The following is a 20,447-nucleotide window of genomic DNA, read 5'->3' as shown; positions in this document are numbered from 1 at the left end:
CCGAATTCAGGGGAAGGGAGAAGCCGGACTAAGCGCCCGCTCATCTCGGGAGGTATGGTGAGGCGCAGCCCCACCGACAGGATGTGAGCGGACCGATGACGCAGGACGAGCGGGTCACCGAGCAGCAGCCCGACGACGAGATGCCCTGGGCCGAGGTCACCCCCGACGCCGCCCGGCGCCTGCTCGTCGCCGCGGTCGAGGCCTTCGCCGCGCGCGGCTACCACGCCACGACGACCCGGGACATCGCGAGCCGCGCCGGCATGAGCCCGGCCGCGCTCTACATCCACTACAAGACGAAGGAGGAACTCCTCCTCCGCATCAGCCGCATCGGCCACGAGAAGGCGCTGCGGATCCTGCGCCGCGCGGCCGACGCCGAGGGCACGGCCACCGAGCGGCTGGCCGAGGCGGTGCGCTCCTTCGTCCGCTGGCACGCGGGACACCACACCACCGCGCGCGTGGTCCAGTACGAGCTGGACTCCCTCGGCGACGAGCACCGGCCGGAGATCGTGGCGCTGCGCCGCGAGAGCGACGCCGCCGTGCGCGAGATCATCGAGGACGGGGTGGCGACGGGCGAGTTCCAGGTGCCCGACGTGCCCGGCACGACGGTCGCGATCCTCTCCCTGTGCATCGACGTGGCGCGCTGGTTCAATACGCAGGGCCGCCGGACGCCCGACGAGGTCGGCGTGTTCTACGCCGACCTCGTCCTCAGGATGGTGGGAGCCGCGCCTCGCGCGTAGCGGCCACCGGGGCAGTCACAGGTAGTAGCGGGACACCGACTCGGCGACGCAGACCGGCTTGTCGCCGCCGTCCCGCTCCACCGTGAACGCCACCGACACCTGCACGCCGCCCGCCACGTCCTCCACGGACGTGATCCTCCCGGTGGCGCGCAGCCGCGAGCCGACCGGTACGGGCGCGGGGAAGCGCACCTTGTTCGTCCCGTAGTTCACGCCCATCTTCACGCCCTCGACGGCGATCAGCTGCGGGCCGAACAGCGGCAGCAGCGACAGCGTCAGATAGCCGTGCGCGATCGTCGTGCCGAACGGCCCGGCCTTCGCCCGCTCCGGGTCCACGTGGATCCACTGGTGGTCACCCGTGGCCTCGGCGAACCCGTCGACGCGGCTCTGCTCGATCTCGACCCAGTCGCTGTACCCGAGCTGCTCGCCGACGGCGCCCTTCAGCTCGTCGACGTCCTTGAAAACCCGCGGCTCCGCCATGCTGCCCATCCTCCATCGCAATGTCTAAGCGCTTGCTCAGCATGCTAACAACGGGGCCGCGCTGCGACTAGGCTCGACCGGGTGCCACAGATCCCGGAGAAGATCCACGAGCTCACCGTCGGGCAGGTCGCGGCGCGCAGCGGCGCCGCCGTCTCCGCGCTGCACTTCTACGAGTCCAAGGGCCTGATCACCAGCCGCCGCACGTCCGGCAACCAGCGCCGCTACTGCCGTGACACGCTGCGCCGCGTCGCCTTCATCCGGGCCGCACAGCGCGTCGGCATCCCCCTGGCGACGATCCGCGAGGCGCTGGCCGAACTGCCCGAGGAGCGCACCCCGACCCAGGAGGACTGGGCACGCCTGTCGGAGACCTGGCGCTCCGAACTCGACGAGCGGATCTCGCAGTTGAGCCGGCTGCGCGATCACCTCACCGACTGCATCGGCTGCGGCTGCCTCTCCCTGGACACCTGTGTGCTGTCCAACCCGGACGACGTCTTCGGCGACCGGCTCACGGGGTCGCGTCTGATGGGGGAGCGTCGCTCCCGGCCGTGACCTTCGGGCCGAGCGTCCGGAACACCGCGCAGAGCACGACCGCCGCGATCGCCCCGGCCGCCACCCCGCTGCCGAACAGGGTGCGGGCCCAGGAGGGCAGACCCGCGTACATCCCGGGCTCGACGATGGGCAGCATGCCGACGACCAGCGCCAGCGCGATGACCACGCTGTCGGTGCCGTGCGCGAGATCGGTGCGGGAGAGCATGCCGAACCCCATGACGGCGATGACGGCGTAGATGACGAGGCCCGCCGCGCCGACGACCGGCTCGGGGATCGCGGCCAGCACCCGGGTGAGCGGTGTGAGCAGCCCGCACACGATGAGCAGCACACCGGCCGCCGCCGTCACGAACCGGCTGCGCACGCGCGTGAGCTGGACGATCCCGATGTTCTCGGCGCTGGTCACCATCAGCGACGTACCGAAGACGCCCGAGCCGAGCGAGACCAGCGCGTCGGCGCGGGCGATGCGCGGCACGTCGCGCCCCGGGTCGGGGGTGCGGCCCACGGCCTCGCTGTTGAGCACGGTCTGCCCGGTGGCCTCGGCGAGCGAGGCGAGGGCGAAGACCAGCAGCGGCACGGCGGCGAGCAGGTCGACGTGCGGGGTCCCGTACGGGAACACCTCGGGCAGCGCGAAGGTGCCGCCGTGCGCGACGTGCAGCTCGGTGCCGGTCAGCACCGCGAGGACCATGCCGCCGACCAGGCCGAGCAGCACCGCCATCTGCCGCCACACGCCCCGCAGGACGAGGAAGAAGAGGCCGATCACGCCGAGCGTGGCGAAACCGAGGCCCGGGCCCGAGGCGACCATCGGGGCGGTCACCTTGATCATGTTGATGCCGATGAGGACGACCGTCGTGCCCATCACCAGCGGCGGGAAGAGCCGCACCAGACGCCCGTAGAACGGCAGGACGCACAGCAGGAACGCGGCGGCCACCAGCACCGAGCCGGACGCGGTCGCCGGGCCGTACTCCCCGGCGATCTGCAGGAAGATCGCGACGGCGGCGCCGCCCGGCAGCATCAGGAACGGCAGCCGGGCCCCGACCCGCAGCACCCGCACCCCGAGCGACTGGAGCAGCGCGCCCACCCCGCACAGCACGAGCGTCGCGCTGAGCAGCGACGCCGTCCGGTCGGCCGACAGCTTCAACGTCGTCGCGATGAGGATGACGGAGGAGACGGGCGCGGCCACGCCCGCCAGCACGTGCTGGCAGGCGAGGGGGACGAGGCGGCGCGCAGGCAGCAGCTCGTCGACCGGGCTGACCGCGGCACTCACTTGCCGAGCCAGGGCAGCTCGGCCGCGGAGTAGCGGTAGGAGCGGAACACGGCGTTCGGCTCGGACGGGAAGAGCTTGCGGACCTCCTCCTCGGCGTAGCCGCCGAAGAACGGGACGATGTACTCCCAGCACAGATAGCCGTCGGCGGTCACCTCGAAGAGCCGGCCCGCGGGGGAGTCGGTGACGAGGGTGTTGCCGTTCGGCAGCCGCTGCGCGCTGCCCATGAACGGCGCGAAGAACGACTCGCGCGCCGGGTCGTGGTACTCCCACGCGATCTTCCCGCTCGTGCGCTCGATCTCGATGACGCGGCTGAACGGCACGTCCCAGCGCGGCCGGAACACGCCGTTGTCGAAGACGAGGATGTTGCCGTTCTCGAGCTCGGTCGGGCAGTGCTGCTGCGAGACCGTGCCCGGCTCGGAGCGCCAGACGATGTCGCCCGTGGCGCGGTCGATGACGACGACCGCGGACACCGAGCGGAAGCTCGCCAGGACGGTGCCGTCGGCGAGCGGCAGCACGCTGTTGATGAGGGGGTAGTGCTCGCGCGCGTAGTCGGGGTGGAGCGGGAAGTCGTCCCGGCCGAGCCGCTCGGAGACCTTCCACTCCCAGGTGCGGTTCCCCTCGGCGTCGACCTCGACGATCGTGTCGGCCCAGACGGTGCCGCCGGCCGCCTCCGACCCCGGCACTCCGCCGCGCACGGCGGCCGCGGCGTCGCCGGTCAGCGGCTCCAGGGCGGTGTAGAGGATCCGGCCGTCGCCGTAGTGGTGGGCGTCGTGGTGCTGGAGCGGGTCGCGGTGCTCGCGGACCACCGTGCCGTCCGGGGTGATCTCCTGCATCAGGCCGCCGCGGTACTTGTGCCACATGGGGAAGAGCGCCGGCTCGTCGGGGAGCACGCCGTTGTAGGCGAGGTTGCCGTTGGCGAGGATCCGGGCGTGGCGCCCCGGGCGGTGCGGGAGGTTCCACTGGTGCACGACCTCGCCGCGCAGGTCGATCAGATACACCTCGCCGGACCCGGTCAGCGGGGCGAACAGCGTGTACCCGTCGTACGCGGCGTCCTCGTCCAGGGCTATCAGGCCGGTGCCGCGGCGGCGCCGCTGGTTCTGGTCCACGCGAGCCATGGGGCTCTCCCTCCAGTGGTTAACTTTTTTAAGTGGCAGTTAATGAGTTAACCACGACGGTAGGGTGCCGGAAGCAAGGTGAGCGGTGGAAGGGTGTGACAAGTTCATGAACGTGGGACCCGGTGTCCGGCGCAGACGCCGCGCCCTGGAGCTGACCCTCGCCGAGGTGGCCCGGCGGGCCGGCGTCTCCGTCCCGTTCCTCAGCCAGGTCGAGAACGGGCGGTCGCGGCCCAGCATGAGCTCGCTCCAGCGGATCGCCGACGCGCTCGACACCACGGCCGTCGAGATCCTCGCGGCGGCGCAGGAGCCCCGGCCGGTCGACGTCGTACGGGCCGCCGACGGCGCCGCGACCGCCGACGGCACCCGGCCCCTGGTCCGCGGCCCGCAGCGGCTGCACGCCCTGGAGTTCACCGGCGACCACGACTGGGACCGCGAGTACCGGCACCGCGGCGACGAACTCCTCTACGTCGCCGACGGCGCGGCCGAGGTGGAGGCGGACGGCGTCCGGTACCGCCTGGAGCGTGGCGACACCCTGTACTGCGCGGCCGAACTCCCGCACCGCTGGCGCCCCTTGGAGCCCGGAACGAGGGTCCTGGTGGTCGGAACCACAGCCCCGTAAGGGGCGCGGGGAACTGCGCGACCAGCCACGGCGAAGACCGCGGACGCGTCCGCACATCAGCCGACCGGACGCTTCCGCGGATCTCTACGGCCGAGCGCCGCTCCGAACGGCGGCCTCCACCAACTCCGCGTTGCTCACGGCCCGCCTCCCGTCCGGCAGGACCAGCGTGTCCTCCAGGCCGACCCGGGTCGCGAGCCCGAGGCGCCGCGCCAGCCCGAGCACCGGCCACGTGCCGCCCTCCTCGCCGTGCAGCAGCACGGGCCTGCCGTGCGCCGTGCCGATCGCGTCGAGCAGCGCGGCGGCCGAGGCCCGCGCGGTGGCCGGGTCGGTGTCCGTCACCTCGGCGAGCACCCGCAGCACCCGCCCGGCGAGCGGCGACGCCGCGAACCGCTCCGCGCCGTCCGTGCCGGACCACAGTCCCGCCTCCACGCCCACACCCCGGTCGAGGAGCGCGGCGGCGACCGCCTCGGCGCCCTCCTCGTGCCAGTTCACGGACGCGTGGTCCGGCAGCGTCGTCCAGGAACGGATCCGCGCCACCCGGGCCGCGGGATCCGGCTCCGCCCACGCGCCCGTCGTCACCCCGACCGGCACCGCCACCCGGGACCGGATCGCGTCGAGCGTGGCCGCGACCGCCCGCGGCGACAACGAGTCTTGCCCACAAGGGGACTTGGGGTGAACATGCACATCCGACGCACCGGCGGCGACGGCCGCCGCCGCGGCGTCGCCCAGCGCGGCGGGGGACAGCGGAATCACCGCCCCGTCGCCCGCACCGCGAGCACCGTTCAGACACACCTGTACGAACTCCATCCCTGTGATGGTGCCAGCAACCACCGACAGGGGCATCCGCATCACGACGACGACGGGGAGTGCGAAGCGCATGGCATTGGCGATCAGTTCACTGAAGTTCGAGGCCGCCCGGTCGGGCGCCCAGAAGATCACGTACGACAGCGACGGGTACCACCTCGTGCGCTTCCCGTACGCGACGGCCGAGGAGTCGTACGACCCCTGGAACATGCACGGCCCGTCCGCCGGCGGCGGCTCCTCGAAGTACCCGGACGCCCGCTCCGGCCTGATCTGGCCGAGCCACGACGGCTGGGGGACCCTGTCCGCGCTCGTCTTCTGGGCGGCGAGCGACCGGGCCACCGAGTACCGCGCCCGTTTCGTGCGCGACCCGCTGAACCTGTCCACCGGCTACGACTCGACCGCCACCACCGACATCGCGGCCACCGGCGGCGGCCAGTACCGCTCCTACACCTGGCAGATGTTCGTGCACCCGGGCACCCCGGTCGGCCTGAAGGTCGCGGCCCGCCGCGGTGACACGCACCTCGCGGTGCCGCTCGTGCTGGCCGAGTTCAAACTGGCCATCGAGACCGAGGTGATTCGCCCCTAGAACTCCCCGGTACTCCCTCGGCGATCTTCCTTGAGGTACGTTCCCCGCAGATCGGCGCCGAACTGCTCAGGACCGTCGACACCCTGGTGGAGGACCCCCGATGACGCAAGAGCCGTTCACGATGCGGGACATGGCGGGCGTTCCCGTGCTCGTCTGCGCCGCCGACGGGCCGCCGCTCGCCGACGAGCGGGCCGCGCTCGACCTGATCGGCGACGCCGGGTACCGGGGCGCGCGCTGGGTCGCGGTCCCCGCCGGGCGGTGCGGCGACGACTTCTTCCGGCTGCGCACCCGGATCGCGGGTGACATCGTCCAGAAGTTCGCCAACTACCGCATCGGACTGGCGATTCTCGGCGACATCCAGTCGAGAACGGCCACCAGTACGGCACTTCGCGACTTCGTCCGGGAGAGCAACCGCGGCGGCCAGCTCTGGTTCCTGGCCGACGAGGACGCGCTGGCGGCGCGCCTCGTAGAGTCGGGGACGTGACCTCACACGACACGTCCGACCCGCACCTGTCCATGCTCACCGGCGCGCAGGCCGACCACCTGCGCGCCCTCGTCGCCGGCCACCTACATGTCCGTACCGGCGCGCACCCCACGCTCACCGGCGACGCGGCCGAGTCCGAGGGACACCGCCACCCGCTGACGAATCTCGCGCAGCGCTGCCGTGTCGCGCCCGAGGAGCAGTGGCCCGCGCTGGTCGAGGAGTTCTTCGCGCACCTGGCGGAGGCCTCCCAGGGCGGCGAGAGCGCCGAGGAACTGCTGGAGCGGACCTGTCTGCGACTCGTGCCGCCGGACGCCGTCCCCGCCGAGGCGGCCGCGGAGTTCGGGTACCTGAAAGGCGTCGCCGAGGGGCTGAACCTGGCCCTCGCCCTCGACGCGCCCACCTCCGTGCGGCTGCTCACCGACGCCGATGTCCTGCGGGCCGGCGCCGACGCGCTCTGGGCCGCCGCCGAGCGCAACCTCGTCCGCGAACCGCTGCGGCACGAGGAGGTACGGCTCGACGGGCACCCCGTCCTGTACTCGGTGTACGGAGACTCGCCGTTCGTCTCCACCAAGGCGCTGATCCTGCCCGAACTGGTCGCCGAGGCCACCGGCAGGCGGATGCCGGACGCGGGCGCGCTCGTCGTCGTCCCGACCCGGCACCTGCTCGCGTTCCACCCGATCGTCGACGGCACCGCGGTCGACGCCGTCAACGACCTGGCCACGTACGCCGTCAAGGCCCACGAGGACGGCCCGGGCTCGCTCTCGCCGCGCGTGTACTGGTGGCACGACGGGCGCCTCACCTCGCTCACCGTCATCGACGACGAGACCCGCACCCTCGCCCAGCGGCCCCCGCGGGAACTCCTCGACGTGCTGCGGGCCCTGCGCGGACTCGACCGGGCCGGCCGGCTCGTGACCTCGGCGCCCGACGCCCCGGTGGCTGAATTGGCCGAATCCACCGCGGAGTTGATCCTCGCGGCCGCCGCCGACGCGGACCGGCTGCCCGAGGCCTTCGACGCCGCCGTCACCCTCGCCCACGCGCACGCGGCCGACGACCCCGACGCGGACCGGGTGGAGACCTGGGACGCCTGGGTGACCGCGCTGCAACTCGGCACCGCCCTGTTCACCGCGACCGAGCAGGTCACGGTCCGGGTCGGCGAGCGCGAGCTGACCGTGCCCGCCACCGGGCCCGAGGTGCGCGGCGACGCCCGCGCCTGGCTCGACGTGTTCTGGCTGACCCTGGTGACCCGGGAGCGCGAGCGCACCGAGCGGCTGTGCGCGGTGGAGCCCGGGACCCTGCGCGACGAGCGGACACCGGCCGACGACCACGTCCTGCACTTCGCCGACACCCTGCGCGCGTACTGGCTGCGCCGCCCCGTCGACGAGGTCGTCGGGAAGCTGGCCGCCGCGATGGACGCCGCGCACCCGAAGACCGTCACGCTCGCGCCGAAGGACTTCGTCAACTCCGTCGACTACCAGCCCATCGGCCTCTTCCACCGGCTGCTCACCCAGGAGGACGACCGGTTCACGGCGCTGCTCACGGAGGCGCTGGAGGACCATCGCGGCTACTGGGCCGGGTCGGCGGCGCCGCGCTCCCGCGTCGCGCTCGGCCCGCTGGCGCTGGCCTGCCTCGCGTACGACGGGGACCTTCCGGTCACCACGGACCAGCCGTTCCTGCCGCGCCGGCTGCTCGACCGGGGACGCCTCGAGGCGATCCCGGACGCGCTCGCGCGGGGCTGAGGACGGTCACGTCCGCGGGCAGCCGTGTGAAACCGGGGGTGCGATGACGGCCGACGCTCCGGCCCGCACCCCCGTCGCGCTGTACATGGCTCCGCGTCGGGAGCTCCAGGGCCTGTCTAGGCCGACACCAGCAATCGTGCGCGGCGGGCCTCGGTGAGGGCCGCGGATGTGAGAACCGGCCGCGGCACGACGATGCCGCAGCGGGTGCAGACGGGGCCCGACGACGGCTCGTGCGCCAGGTCGTGCATCCAGACGAGCCCGCTGCCCGCGCAGACCGGGCAGCACTCGCCCGGGTCGCGCTCCAGAGCGGCGATCAGCCGGCGGAGAACCTCGGCCAGCGCTCCGGTGGGGTGCACCGACGGATCGTCGCACCAGGCGACTCCGAAGCCGCCCCAGGTCAGCCGGTGCCAGTCGTCCACCGTGCCCGGGCGGCGCAGCCCGTCGTGCTTCTCCTTGCGCCTGCGCTCCGCGAAGGCGACTTCGTACGCGAGCCAGACGGCCCGCGCCTCCTCCAGCTCCTCCAGCGCCGCGACCAGCCTGGCCGGGTCGGGGGAGCGGTCCTCGGGCCCGAAACCGGCCCGTGAACACAGGTGGTCCCAGGTCGCCCGGTGCCCGTAGGGGGCGAATCTCTCAAGGCACTTGCGCAGTGAGTAACGCCGCAGTGCCAGATCGTTGCGCGGATCGCGCACCTGTCTTGCCAGACTCCGGAATCCAGCCATCGCCCTGCACCTCCGTCACACGTACGTCGGCGTCGCCGCAGCATTGGAGCGACGTCGCCGAGTAGACGTACCGACACACGATTCGGATCCCTTCGAGGGCCGCCGATTCCCATTCGATTTCCGATGGGGTCCATCACCGGCACCTTGTGAGGCCGGGGACTTGCTGAGTGATCCCTGTGATGATTCCGAAAACGTGACGCATGTTCATCTTCTGTCGTTGGCTAACCGCCGGTAACCTCCGGCACACCCATCGTCGGGAGGACCAGGCATGCGACGACGCATTCCACGCACCACCCTGAACAGAGCGACCGGCAGGACCCGCGGTCCTCTGCGGAGAGTTACGGCCGCCGCGGCTCTCCTGCTCACCGCGGGACTCCTTTCCCCACTGACGACCTCGGCGGCCAGCGCCGCCGACGAACCCGTCCCGGTCACCGACTACTGCAAGGGGCAGTGCTCGGACATACTGCCGCCCGGGGCGAACGGCAGCGCGACGCTCGCCGAGATCCTCGGGAACAAGCTGTTCGGCACACAGCCGCAGCATGCGGACGATCAGCTCGGCCCCTATGACGCGCTCTCGTCCGGCTACCCGTCGCTCACGGACGACACACTCTCGAACTTCTTCAACGACTCCTCCTTCGGTGTACCGGACGATCAGGTCGCCTCCGTCACGCGCCCGCGCGACGATGTGACCATCACCCGTGACAAGAAGAACGGCGTACCCCACATCAAAGGTTCCACGCGCTACGGAACCGAGTTCGGCGCCGGCTTCGCCGCAGGTCAGGACCGTATGTGGCTGATCGACCTGTTCCGGCACATCGGCCGCGGCGAGCTGACGTCCTTCGCGGGCGGCGCGCTGGCCAACCAGGGACTGGAACAGGAGTTCTGGCCGCAGGCCCCGTACACCGAGGAAGATCTGCAGAAGCAGGTCGACTTCATCAAGACGCAGGGCGGCACCCGCGGCCAGCAGGCCATGGACGACGCGCAGGCCTACATCGACGGCCTCAACGCCTACCGGGTCAAGTCGAAGAACGGCCGCTACTTCCCGGGTGAGTACGTGCTCACCGGCAAGGTCGACGCGATCACCAACGTCGGCGAGATCCAGCCGTTCAAGGTGACCGACATGATCGCGCTCGCCTCGGTGGTCGGCGGTCTGTTCGGCAACGGCGGCGGGGGAGAGGTCGGCCAGGCCCTCTCGCTGATGCAGGCGCAGGAGAAGTACGGCGTCCAGAAGGGCACCGAGGTCTGGGAGTCCTTCCGCGGCCGCGACGACCCCGAGGCCGTCAGCACCATCCACGACGGCACCAGCTTCCCCTACGGCCAGAAACCGGCGAACGCGCGCGGCCAGGCCATGCCCGACAAGGGATCCGTCCAGTCCGAGCAGGTCGTCTACGACCGCACCGGCTCGGCCGCCACGGCGTCCGCCAAGTCCGGCGACAGCATCGCCAAGGACCCGGTGAAGGCGTCGAAGAACCTCAAGCCGCTCCAGGGCATGTACGACGACGGGGTGCTCCCCGCCGACCTGTTCGCCGGCGCCGAGTCGGGCACCAGGAAGGGCATGTCGAACGCGCTGCTCGTCTCCGGCGCCCACACCGCGTCCGGCCACCCGGTCGCCGTGTTCGGCCCGCAGACCGGCTACTTCGCGCCCCAGCTGCTGATGATGCAGGAGCTCCAGGGCCCCGGCATCAGCGCCCGCGGCGTCTCCTTCGCCGGGGTCGGCATGTACATCCAGCTCGGCCGCGGCCAGGACTACTCCTGGTCGGCGACCTCCGCCGGACAGGACATCACGGACACCTACGCGGTCCAGCTGTGCGAGGCCGACGGCTCGACGCCCACCAAGCAGTCGACGTCGTACCTCTTCCACGGCACCTGCACGCCGATGGACAAGCTGGAGAAGAAGAACTCCTGGAAGCCGACGGTGGCCGACTCCACGGCGGCCGGCTCCTACCGCATGCAGGTCTTCCGCACGAAGTACGGCATCGTCACGCACCGCGCGACGGTCGGCGGCAAGCCCGTCGCGTACACCGCGCTGCGCTCCACCTACCGGCACGAGGCCGACTCGATCATCGGCTTCCAGATGCTCAACGACCCGTCGTACGTCAAGGACGCCGCGACCTTCGAGAAGGCGGCGCAGCACATCAGCTACGCCTTCAACTGGTTCTACGCCGACTCGCGCGACATCGCGTACTACAACAGCGGCAGCAACCCGGTGCGGGCGGCCGACGTCGACGGCTCGCTGCCCGTGAAGGCCGAACCGGCTTACGAGTGGAAGGACTTCGACCCGGCGGACAACACGGCCGCGTACACCCCGCCGGACCAGCACCCGAACTCCGTGAACCAGGACTACTACGTCTCCTGGAACAACAAGCAGGCCAAGGGCTTCGGGGCCGCCAACTTCAGCCTCGGCGCCGTGCACCGCGCGGACCTGCTGAACGGCCGGGTGAAGAAGCTCACCGAGCAGGGCGGGGTCACCCGCGCCGCGCTGACGCAGGCCATGGAGGAGGCCGCGGTCACCGATCTGCGCGGCGAGCAGGTGCTGCCGGAGATCCTCAAGGTGATCCGCAGCAAGCCGGTCGACGACCCCGCGCAGGCCAAGGCCGTGCAGCAGCTGGAGGCCTGGCAGAAGGGCGGCGCCCAGCGCAACCAGACGTCCGCCGGATCCAAGACGTACGCGCATCCGGACGCCGTACGGATCATGGACGCGTGGTGGCCGCTCCTGGTGGAGGCCGAGTTCAAGCCGGGCCTCGGCGACGACCTCTACCAGGCGCTGACCGGTGAACTGACCGTGGACGAGGCGCCGTCCGCCGGTCACGGGCCGACGGGCTCGCACGCCGGATCCTCGTTCCAGTACGGCTGGTGGGGCTATGTCGACAAGGATCTGCGGTCGGTGCTCGGGCAGCCGGTGCAGGGGAAGCTGGGCGCGCAGTACTGCGGCGCCGGTGACCTCTCCGCCTGCCGCGACGCGCTCCTGAAGACCCTGGCGACGGCCGCCGCCAAGCCGGCCACCGAGGTCTACCCCGGTGACGACAACTGCAAGGCCGGGGACCAGTGGTGCGCGGACACCATCGTCCACCGGGCGCTCGGCGGGATCACGCACCGCTCGATGCAGTGGCAGAACCGGCCGACGTATCAGCAGGTCGTGGAGTTTCCGGCCCACCGGTAGCTCCTTGGGGACCGGTCGGATCGCCCCTCACGGGGTGATCCGACCGGCCCCGAGCACCACCCGCGCCAGCTCCGGATGGCAGATGTCGCTGTGGGCGCCGGACGGCGGCGGCCCGTCGCGGACCACCTGGGACGCGTCCACGCTCACGCACCCCGACCCCGGCACCCCGGACCCCAGCACCTCGGCCAGGGAGGTGCGCACCGACCCGTTAACCTCCAGGATCCCGTCGTGCCCCAGGGCGCCCCAGCGCAGGCCGAGATCGATGACGCCGCGGTCGTCGCCCGCCAGGCGGGATGCCAGCGGATACAGCACGCCCAGCGCCGTGTCGAAGCGGGAGTAGCAGCCCACCAGCGGGCCGTCGACGCGGGCCTGCCGGCCGTTCAGGGCGCCGCGCCGCGCGAACGAGTAGTGCGAGAAGGCGCCCTGGAGCAGCGTCACCGACTTCACGTTCCGTGCCGTCCCGGGCAGTCCGGCCAGCGCGAACGACACGAGGCGGGCGCCGAAGCTGTGCCCGACCAGGTGCACGCGCACCTCCGGTGCCTCGGCGGCGAGCCGTCCGAGCGCGGGTCCGAGGCCCTTCTGCCCGACCGTTCCCGCCCGCCGCTTCATGGCGAAGTAGGTTGCCTGGCGCAGGAGTTCGTGCGCCCCGTTCCACACCTTGGACAGGCCGTCGGGCAGTCTGAACGCGGCGATGTCCCCGGCCGTCTCCGCCAGCGTGTCGGCGAACTCCATGCAGATGTTCCGGGTGTCCGTACGGAACATCGCGAGCGCGCTGTGCGCCGACAGCTCCGGCACCGTGTCGGCGGCGATCCCGTCCGTGCGCACCCCCGCCAACTGCCGTACCAGACTGCCGAACTCGTCGAGCGCGTCCGGCGGCCGCTCGTCGAGGATCGCGGCCAGCCGGTCGATGACGGGCCCCTGTCCCGGGAAGACCGTGTCGAGCGCCTGCCGGGTCTCGCGGTCCAGGGCCGACCGCGGTCCGGCGGGGTCCGCGACGGCCGCCGCGGGGGCGAAGTCGGGGATCCGCTCGTCGGTGAACCGCATCGAGGGCCACAGCACGCCCGCGTAGCCGAGGTGCGCGCCGGGCGCGAGGGAGGGGAACGGCGCGAAGAAGCGGTCGCAGAGCCGGGTCGCGGTGTCGTGGTCGTTGTTCCAGCCGTGCGCGAGGAGGACCAGGTCCCGGACGCCGCGCTCGCGCACCCCGCGCAGCAGCGCGTCCCGCTGCCCGGGGTCCGGGTCCCCGCCGGCGTCGAACGTCATCTCCCAGTAAGGACGTACATGTACTTCCGGTGCAGCCATGGCCAACCCCCGTGGCAGTGGTCCGTGCGGTGTGCCGCATCGTCCCGCCGGTCCCCGGGGTTGGCCATACAGTCCGTCAAAGTCGGTTGCTGCTAAATGAGTTCGCGTTCCCGTGTCTCCGGCAGCGCGAGGACGCACAGCAGGGAGACGACCGCCATCGCGCTCACGTACCAGCCCACCGACGCCGAGCCGAACGAGCCCTGCAGCCGCGTCGCCACCAGCGGGGCCACCGCCCCGCCGAGCACCCCGCCCAGGTTGTACGCGAACGAGGCGCCGGAGTAGCGCACCCGCACCCCGAACAGCTCAGGGAGATAGGCGCCCATCGGGCCGTACACCACACCCATGCAGAACAGCGCGCCGCCGAGCGCGAGCGCGATGAGCACCGGCTGTTCCGAGTCCATCAGCGGGAACAGGACCAGGCCCCACACGACCGCGATGCCGGAACCGATCAGCACCATCCTGCGCCGGCCGCCCGCGTCCGAGCGGGTCGCCGCCAGCCAGGTGCCCGCCGCCAGGAACAGACAGGCCACGAGCTGCGTCGTGAGCATCGTGCCGCGCGCGACGCCGAGCGTCTTGGTGCCGTAGGCCAGGCAGTACGTGGTGGCCGTGTAGAAGAGCCCGTACGCGATGATCATGCCGCCCGCGCCGAGCAGGATCTCCTTCGGATGCCGCTTGAACACCTCGAACGCCGGTGCCCTGCTGGCCTCCTGCCGGTCCATCACCTTCTGGAAGACCGGCGTCTCGCTGATCTTCAGCCGGACGAACAGGCCGACCGCGACGAGCAGGAAGGAGAGCAGGAACGGCACCCGCCAGCCCCACGACGTGAACGCGTCGTCGGACAGCGTCTCCGACAGCAGCCAGAAGATGCCCGTGGCCGCGAAGAAGCCGACGGACGGGCCGAGTTGGGGGAACGCGGCGAACAGGCCGCGCTTACCGCGCGGCGCGTGCTCCACCGCGAGCAGCGCCGCCCCGCCCCACTCGCCGCCGAGCCCGACGCCCTGGAGGAAGCGCAGCAGGACGAGCAGGACCGGCGCCCACACGCCGAGCGTGGCGTAGCCGGGCAGCAGGCCCACGCACGCCGTGGACAGGCCCATCAGGAGCAGTGACGCCACGAGCACCGACTTGCGGCCGACGCGGTCGCCGAAGTGGCCGAAGACCAGCGAGCCGAGCGGGCGGGCGGCGAACGCGACGGCGTACGTCGAGAAGGAGGCGAGGGTGCCGTTCAGGTCGGAGAGGTTCGGGAAGAACGCGTCGTTGAGGACGAGCGCGGCGGCCGTTCCGTAGACGTAGAAGTCGTAGAACTCGATGGCCGTACCGATGAAACTGGCCACCGCGACGCGGCGCAGGCTCTCGGGTGGTGCGGCCTGCGCCGCGTCCGCCGACGCCGCGTCTTCCCTGGTCGAGTCGTCTTTGAGCACGGGTCGACTCTGATTGTCCGTGTACGGTCCAGTCAATATTCTGGGACGCTCGTCCCGGATTCCGAGACGGACTGCGGGGCCGGGGCTACTTGTACGTGAGGTACTTGCGGCGTACGTCCCTGAACGCGCCCAGCTCCTTGCGCCACGCGGCCACCACCTCGTCCGCCGAGGCCCCCGCGTCGATCATCGTGCGGACCTGGGTCGACCCCGTGAGTTTGTCGATCCAGTTGTCCGAGCGCCAGGCGAAGTCCTTCCAGACCCGCTTCGCGGTGACGAGGAGCGCGATGCCCGTGCGCACCGGGTCGAAGGACTCCCGGTCGTCGACGTGCAGCTGCACCCCGCCGATCGTCTTGCCCTGGAACTTGGAGAACGTCGGCGCGAAGTACGCCTCCCTGAAGTGCACGCCGGGCAGGGCGAGTTCGTTCGCCGCCGCGGCCCACGCCCGGTCGATGCCCTCGGCGCCGAGGAGTTCGAAGGGGCGGGTCGTGCCCCGGCCCTCGGAGAGGTTCGTGCCCTCGAAAAGGCAGGTGCCCGCGTACACCAGGGCGGTGTCGGGCGTCGGCATGTTGGGGCTGGGCGGCACCCACGGCAGGCCCGAGGCGTCGTAGAAGTCGCCGCGCCGCCAGCCGGTCATGGGGACCGTGGCCAGCTCGACGGGGTGCGCCAGGTACTCGCCGTTGAACAGCCGGGCCAGCTCTGTGACGGTCATGCCGTGCGCCTGCGAGATCTCGCGGCGGCCGACGAACGTGGCGAACTCCTTGTGCAGCACGGGCCCGTAGGCGTTCCGGCCCGTCATCGGGTTCGGCCGGTCGAGGACCACGAACCGCTTGCCCGCGAGCTGGGCTGCCTCCATGCAGTCGTACAGCGTCCAGATGTAGGTGTAGAAGCGGGCGCCCACGTCCTGGATGTCGAAGACGACCGTGTCGACGCCGGACGCCGTGAAGATGTCCGCGAGCGTCTGACCGCTCTTCAGGTACGTGTCGTAGACCGGGAGTCCGGTCGCCGGGTCGTCGTAGCGGCCCTCCGAGCCGCCCGCCTGCGCGGTGCCGCGGAAGCCGTGCTCCGGGCCGAACACGGCCTTCAGGTCGACGCGTTCGTCGCCGTGCATCACGTCCACGATGTGCTGGACGTCGCGGGTGACGCCGGTCGGATTGGTGACGACACCGACCTTCTCGCCGTCGAGGAGCCGGTAGCCGTCCGCCTCCAGCCGCTCGAAGCCCGTGCGCAGCGGCCGCCCTCCGCCGCCCCGCCCGGCCGCCTGCGCCGTACCGCCGACGCCGGCGGCGCCCGCCGCCCCCGCGCCCGCCGCGAGCAGCACCCGTCTCGACATGTTCATGCGGGAACCTCCGTGATCATCGGAACTGGCATGGCCATGCACGCTAGCCCGTGGACGGGCCGCGGGGAACGAACCTCGGCGGATCATCAGGCCCGAACCCCTTCCACCACGACATACCGACTGGTTAGTCTGCTGGGGCAACGAGCCGATCTCATCATGTCGAAGGAGACCGTGGTGGAGAGTCTGCAAGGCCAGTCAGTCGTCGTCACCGGCGCGGGCGGCGGCATCGGCGCCGCCCTCGCCCGCCGGTTCGCGGACGCCGGCGCACGGGTCGTCGTCAACGACCTGGACGCCGACAGGGCCGCGGCCGTCGCGGGGGAGATCGGCGCGACGGCCGTCCCCGGAGACGCCTCCACCGTCGTCGAGCAGGCCCGCGACGCCCTCGGCGGCACCGTCGACGTCTACTGCGCCAACGCGGGCCTGGCCTCCGGCGGCACCGAGGCCGCGCCCGAGGAGGTCTGGGCCGCGGCCTGGGACGTGAACGTGATGGCGCACGTCCGCGCCGCCCACGCCCTGCTCCCCGACTGGCTGGAGCGCGGTGCCGGCCGGTTCGTCTCGACCGTCTCCGCGGCGGGCCTGCTCAGCATGGTCGGGGCGGCCCCGTACAGCGTCACCAAGCACGGCGCGTACGCCTTCGCCGAATGGCTCTCGCTCACCTACCGCCACCGCGGCCTCAAGGTCCACGCGATCTGCCCGCAGGGCGTGCGCACCGACATGCTGACCGCCTCCGGCTCCGCCGGGGACCTGGTCCTCGCCCCGACCGCCATCGAACCGGCGGACGTCGCCGACGCGCTGTTCGCGGGCATGGCGGAGGACCGCTTCCTGATCCTGCCGCACCCCGAGGTCGCCGAGTACTACACGGCCCGCGCCGCCGTCCCCGACCGCTGGCTGACGAACATGAACCACATCCAGCAGAAGTGGGAGGCCGCCCGGTGAGCACCTCGATCTACGCGGCCCAGCCCTGGCTCGGCGTCCTCAGCGACGCGCAGAAGGCCCCCGTCACCCCGGCCGCCTCCGTCGCCCACACCTTCGCCGACGCGGTCCGCCGCGCCCCCGACACCGTCGCCCTCGCCTACTTCGACGGCCGCCTGACCTACGCCGAGGTGGACGCCCTGTCCGACTCGGTGGCCGGGCACCTCGCCGAGCGCGGTCTGAACCGCGGCGACCGCGTCGCGATCATGCTGCAGAACTCGCCGCACTTCGTGCTCGCGCTGCTCGGCGCCTTCAAGGCGGGCGCCGTCGTCGTCCCGGTCAACCCGATGTACAAGTCCGGCGAGGTCGGACACGTCCTGCACGACGCCGAGGTCACCGGGCTCGTCTGCACGGACCGCGCCTGGGAGGCGTATCTGCGCGAGACCGCCGCGGACTCTCCCGTACGGATCGTGCTGACCGCCTGCGAACTCGACCTCCAGACCCGCGGCGACCAGCGGGTCCTCAACTTCGAGCGGGTCGCCCCCGCCGCCACGGACGCCGACGACCTCGTCACCGTCGCCCGCGCCGGCCACCAGGCACCCGCCGACCGGGAGCCGTCCGGCGACGACATCGCGCTCATCAGCTACACCTCGGGCACCAGCGGCACCCCGAAGGGCGCCACCAACCTGCACCGCAACATCACCTACAACGCGGAGCGCCAGCGCACCGGCCTCGGCCTGCCCGAGGGCGCCGCCTACTTCGCGCTCGCGCCGCTCTTCCACATCACCGGCATGGTGTGCGAGCTGGTCGCCTCCTTCGCCAACGCGGGCACCCTCGCCCTCGCCTACCGCTTCGAGCCGGGCGTCGTCCTCGACGCGTTCGCCGAGCACGAGCCCGCCTACACCGTCGGCCCGTCCACCGCCTTCATGGCCCTTGCCGCCCAGCCGCAGGCCACCCGCGAGCACTTCGCGTCGTTCTCCTCGATCTCGTCGGGCGGCGCCCCGGTGCCGCCCGCCCTGGTGGAGAAGTTCCGCGCCGCCTTCGGCCCGTACATCCACAACGGCTACGGCCTCACCGAGTGCACCGCCCCCTGCGCGTCCGTGCCGCCCGGCACCGAAGCGCCGGTCGACCCGGTCTCCGGCACCCTCGCGGTCGGCGTCCCCGGCCCCGACTCGGTGGTCCGCATCCTCGACGACCTCGGCAACGAGCTGCCCTTCGGCGAGCAGGGCGAGATCGCGGTCCGCGGCCCGCAGGTCGTGCCGGGGTACTGGCGCCGCCCCGAGGCCACCGCGGAGGGCTTCCCCGACGGGGAGCTGCGCACCGGCGACATCGGCTTCATGGACGCGAACGGCTGGCTGTACGTCGTCGACCGCAAGAAGGACATGATCAACGCGTCCGGCTTCAAGGTGTGGCCGCGCGAAGTCGAGGACGTCCTCTACACCCACCCCGGCGTCCGGGAGGCCGCCGTCGTCGGCATCCCCGACGCCTACCGCGGTGAGACCGTGAAGGCCTACGTCAGTCTGCGCCCCGGCGCGGAGGCGACCCCCGACGAGCTGGCTGCCTACTGCAAGGACCGGCTCGCGGCGTACAAATATCCGCGGGAGGTGGAGGTCCTGCGCGAGCTGCCCAAGACGGCAAGTGGGAAGATCCTCCGACGGGAGCTGCGTTCTCCCTCCGCACACGGTTAGTCGACAGCGAAAGGCAGGTGGCGGCAGTGCCCAGGACGACGACGGGCGGCGACGGCACACCCGTTCCGCAGCGCCTCCTCGCGGCCGCCACCCGGCTCTTCGCCGAGCAGGGCTACGACCGCACCTCGGTCCAGGAGATCGTGGAGGCCGCGGGCGTCACCAAGGGCGCCCTCTACCACTACTTCGGCTCCAAGGACGATCTGCTGCACGAGGTGTACGCGCGTCTGCTCCGCCTCCAGCAGGACCGGCTCGACGCCTTCGCCGACCGGGACGAACCGGTCGAGCAGCGGCTGCGCGAGGCGGCGGCCGACGTCGTCGTCACCACCATCGAGAACCTCGACGACGCGGCCATCTTCTTCCGCTCCATGCACCACCTCAGCCCCGAGAAGAACAAGCAGGTACGGGCGGAGCGGCGCCGCTACCACGAGCGGTTCCGGGCGCTCATCGAGGAGGGCCAGCGGACCGGCGTCTTCTCCCCGGAGACCTCCGCGGACCTGGTGGTGGACTACCACTTCGGCTCGGTCCACCACCTCTCCACCTGGTACCGCCCCGACGGCCCGCTCACCCCGCAGCAACTCGCGGACCAGCTGGCGGAGTTGCTGCTGCGGGCACTGCGGCCGTAAGCCTGCGCAGCAGCGCCCCGGCCGCCGGATTGCGCGGCCGGGGCGCCCGCCCCGCGAGCACCACGGTCCGGCCGGGCTCGGGCTGCCGGATGGACACGCACGGCAGCCCCGCCGCCTCCCCGATCCGCCGCGGCACGATCGCCACCCCGATCCCGGCCCGTACGAGATCCACGAGCAGCCCGATCTGGGTCACGTCACAGGTGATGCGGCGCTCAAGCCCGCAGTGCGCGGCGAGCCTGCGCACCGCGGACTCGAGGCCCGTACCCGCCTTGAAGTCGATGAACGGCTCGTCCGCCAGATCCTTGATGAGCGTGCGCCCGGCCGTCGCGAGCGGATGACCGGGCGCGGTGACGAGCACCAGGTCCTCGCGCCAGGTCCCGAACGCCGTCAGTCCGTCCGGCAGGCGCCGCGCGTCGGGCGCGAGGAACGCCAGGTCCAGTTCGCCGGCCCGCAGCCCGTCCGTCAGCTCCGCCACCGGCGCCTCCCGCACCGACACCTGGATCCCGGGGAACTCCCGGTGGAACGCGGCGAGTTCGGCCGCCAGGTCCACACTGGTCAGCGTCTGGATGGTGCCGATCGCCACGCGCCCCGTACCGAGCCCCGACACCTGCGCCACGGCCTCCCTCGCGGCCTCGGCGCCCGCGAGCACCTGCCGCGCCTGCGGGAGCAGCGCGCGGCCGGCCTCGGTGAGCACGACCCGGCGGCCCGTACGGTCGAACAGCTCCGCGCCCAGCTCGCGCTCCAGATTGCGGACCGACGTGCTGAGCGCGGACTGCACGATGAGCTCGGCACGGGCCGCCGCGGTGAAACTGCCCTCGTTCACGACCGCCACGAAGTGGCGCAGCTGACGTATCTCCACCCATCGATTCTATGGATGGGTCCGAGCGAAACGATCTGTTGGACGGGGAGTCCGGAGGCCCG

At 71.8% G+C, this 20,447-nt stretch carries 19 protein-coding genes; 10 read left to right on the top strand and 9 right to left on the bottom strand.

Annotated features, from left to right (window positions below; genetic code table 11):
• The first annotated feature begins 95 nt into the window (after positions 1-95).
• Positions 96-737 carry a TetR/AcrR family transcriptional regulator gene (locus tag ABII15_RS08190; protein WP_353941608.1) on the top strand — a complete coding sequence of 214 codons (642 nt, stop codon included), beginning with the start codon at positions 96-98 and terminating at the stop codon, positions 735-737.
• 15 nt (positions 738-752) lie between these two features.
• Here the strand turns inward: ABII15_RS08190 and ABII15_RS08185 are convergent, their stop codons facing one another.
• Complete coding sequence (locus ABII15_RS08185; RefSeq protein WP_353941607.1) at positions 753-1,214, bottom strand: MaoC family dehydratase; 462 nt, start codon at positions 1,212-1,214, stop codon at positions 753-755.
• A gap of 81 nt (positions 1,215-1,295) precedes the next feature.
• Here ABII15_RS08185 and soxR point away from each other — a divergent pair, with 81 nt between their 5' ends.
• Positions 1,296-1,763 (top strand): redox-sensitive transcriptional activator SoxR, encoded by a 468-nt coding sequence (gene soxR, locus ABII15_RS08180; RefSeq protein ID WP_353941606.1) that lies wholly within the window; start codon positions 1,296-1,298, stop codon positions 1,761-1,763.
• Here soxR and ABII15_RS08175 read toward each other — a convergent pair.
• Positions 1,720-3,027 (bottom strand): solute carrier family 23 protein, encoded by a 1,308-nt coding sequence (locus ABII15_RS08175; RefSeq protein WP_353941605.1) that lies wholly within the window; start codon positions 3,025-3,027, stop codon positions 1,720-1,722. The genes soxR and ABII15_RS08175 overlap by 44 nt on opposite strands.
• Positions 3,024-4,142, bottom strand: a complete 1,119-nt coding sequence (locus ABII15_RS08170; RefSeq protein WP_353941604.1) for an aryl-sulfate sulfotransferase — start codon at positions 4,140-4,142, stop codon at positions 3,024-3,026. Before ABII15_RS08170 ends, ABII15_RS08175 begins: the two co-directional genes overlap by 4 nt.
• A 106-nt stretch (positions 4,143-4,248) precedes the next feature.
• Here ABII15_RS08170 and ABII15_RS08165 point away from each other — a divergent pair, with 106 nt between their 5' ends.
• A complete protein-coding gene (locus ABII15_RS08165) occupies positions 4,249-4,761 on the top strand; it encodes an XRE family transcriptional regulator (protein WP_353941603.1) in 513 nt (170 codons plus the stop codon).
• Between the two features lie 84 nt (positions 4,762-4,845).
• Here ABII15_RS08165 and ABII15_RS08160 read toward each other — a convergent pair whose 3' ends face one another.
• A complete protein-coding gene (locus ABII15_RS08160; RefSeq protein WP_353941602.1) occupies positions 4,846-5,568 on the bottom strand; it encodes a 3-keto-5-aminohexanoate cleavage protein in 723 nt (240 codons plus the stop codon).
• Between the two features lie 70 nt (positions 5,569-5,638).
• Between ABII15_RS08160 and ABII15_RS08155 the strand changes: the two genes are divergently transcribed.
• The 3 genes from ABII15_RS08155 (at position 5,639) to ABII15_RS08145 (ending at position 8,371) form a co-directional block, all read left to right on the top strand.
• On the top strand, positions 5,639-6,151 hold the full coding sequence (locus tag ABII15_RS08155) for a hypothetical protein (protein ID WP_353941601.1): 513 nt from the start codon (positions 5,639-5,641) through the stop codon (positions 6,149-6,151).
• A 100-nt stretch (positions 6,152-6,251) separates the two neighbouring features.
• Positions 6,252-6,635 (top strand): DUF4180 domain-containing protein, encoded by a 384-nt coding sequence (locus ABII15_RS08150; protein ID WP_353941600.1) that lies wholly within the window; start codon positions 6,252-6,254, stop codon positions 6,633-6,635.
• Positions 6,632-8,371, top strand: a complete 1,740-nt coding sequence (locus ABII15_RS08145) for an immunity 49 family protein (protein WP_353941599.1) — start codon at positions 6,632-6,634, stop codon at positions 8,369-8,371. Before ABII15_RS08150 ends, ABII15_RS08145 begins: the two co-directional genes overlap by 4 nt.
• A 116-nt stretch (positions 8,372-8,487) precedes the next feature.
• Here ABII15_RS08145 and ABII15_RS08140 read toward each other — a convergent pair whose 3' ends face one another.
• Positions 8,488-9,090: a hypothetical protein gene (locus ABII15_RS08140; RefSeq protein WP_353941598.1), complete on the bottom strand. Its 603-nt coding sequence runs from the start codon at positions 9,088-9,090 to the stop codon at positions 8,488-8,490.
• Positions 9,091-9,358: 268 nt separating this feature from the next.
• Between ABII15_RS08140 and ABII15_RS08135 the strand changes: the two genes are divergently transcribed.
• Positions 9,359-12,250, top strand: coding sequence for a penicillin acylase family protein (locus tag ABII15_RS08135; RefSeq protein ID WP_353941597.1), 2,892 nt, complete (start codon positions 9,359-9,361; stop codon positions 12,248-12,250).
• Between the two features lie 27 nt (positions 12,251-12,277).
• Here the strand turns inward: ABII15_RS08135 and ABII15_RS08130 are convergent, their stop codons facing one another.
• From ABII15_RS08130 to ABII15_RS08120, 3 genes are all read right to left on the bottom strand, one after another.
• Positions 12,278-13,549, bottom strand: a complete 1,272-nt coding sequence (locus ABII15_RS08130; protein ID WP_353941596.1) for a serine-threonine protein kinase — start codon at positions 13,547-13,549, stop codon at positions 12,278-12,280.
• A 92-nt stretch (positions 13,550-13,641) separates the two neighbouring features.
• A complete protein-coding gene (locus ABII15_RS08125) occupies positions 13,642-14,895 on the bottom strand; it encodes an MFS transporter (RefSeq protein ID WP_353946991.1) in 1,254 nt (417 codons plus the stop codon).
• A 157-nt stretch (positions 14,896-15,052) separates the two neighbouring features.
• Positions 15,053-16,303 carry a DUF1343 domain-containing protein gene (locus tag ABII15_RS08120; RefSeq protein WP_353941595.1) on the bottom strand — a complete coding sequence of 417 codons (1,251 nt, stop codon included), beginning with the start codon at positions 16,301-16,303 and terminating at the stop codon, positions 15,053-15,055.
• Between the two features lie 156 nt (positions 16,304-16,459).
• On the opposite strand from ABII15_RS08120, the gene ABII15_RS08115 reads away from it, so the two are divergent.
• Genes ABII15_RS08115 through ABII15_RS08105 form a run of 3 tightly spaced genes read left to right on the top strand, consistent with a single transcriptional unit; the run spans position 16,460 to position 19,526 of the window.
• On the top strand, positions 16,460-17,239 hold the full coding sequence (locus ABII15_RS08115; RefSeq protein ID WP_353941594.1) for an SDR family oxidoreductase: 780 nt from the start codon (positions 16,460-16,462) through the stop codon (positions 17,237-17,239).
• Positions 17,236-18,903, top strand: coding sequence for an AMP-binding protein (locus ABII15_RS08110; RefSeq protein WP_353941593.1), 1,668 nt, complete (start codon positions 17,236-17,238; stop codon positions 18,901-18,903). The genes ABII15_RS08115 and ABII15_RS08110 overlap by 4 nt, the downstream gene beginning before the upstream one ends.
• A 26-nt stretch (positions 18,904-18,929) precedes the next feature.
• Complete coding sequence (locus tag ABII15_RS08105; protein ID WP_353941592.1) at positions 18,930-19,526, top strand: TetR/AcrR family transcriptional regulator; 597 nt, start codon at positions 18,930-18,932, stop codon at positions 19,524-19,526.
• Here the strand turns inward: ABII15_RS08105 and ABII15_RS08100 are convergent.
• Complete coding sequence (locus ABII15_RS08100; protein WP_353941591.1) at positions 19,465-20,385, bottom strand: LysR family transcriptional regulator; 921 nt, start codon at positions 20,383-20,385, stop codon at positions 19,465-19,467. The two genes, ABII15_RS08105 and ABII15_RS08100, sit on opposite strands and share 62 nt — an antisense overlap.
• Positions 20,386-20,447 lie beyond the last annotated feature (62 nt).

It is taken from the genome of Streptomyces sp. HUAS MG91 (genome assembly GCF_040529335.1).
Lineage (GTDB): Bacteria > Actinomycetota > Actinomycetes > Streptomycetales > Streptomycetaceae > Streptomyces > Streptomyces tabacisoli.
The sequence above is the reverse complement of the archived record's forward strand: the minus strand, read 5'-3'. Positions and strand labels throughout refer to the sequence as shown.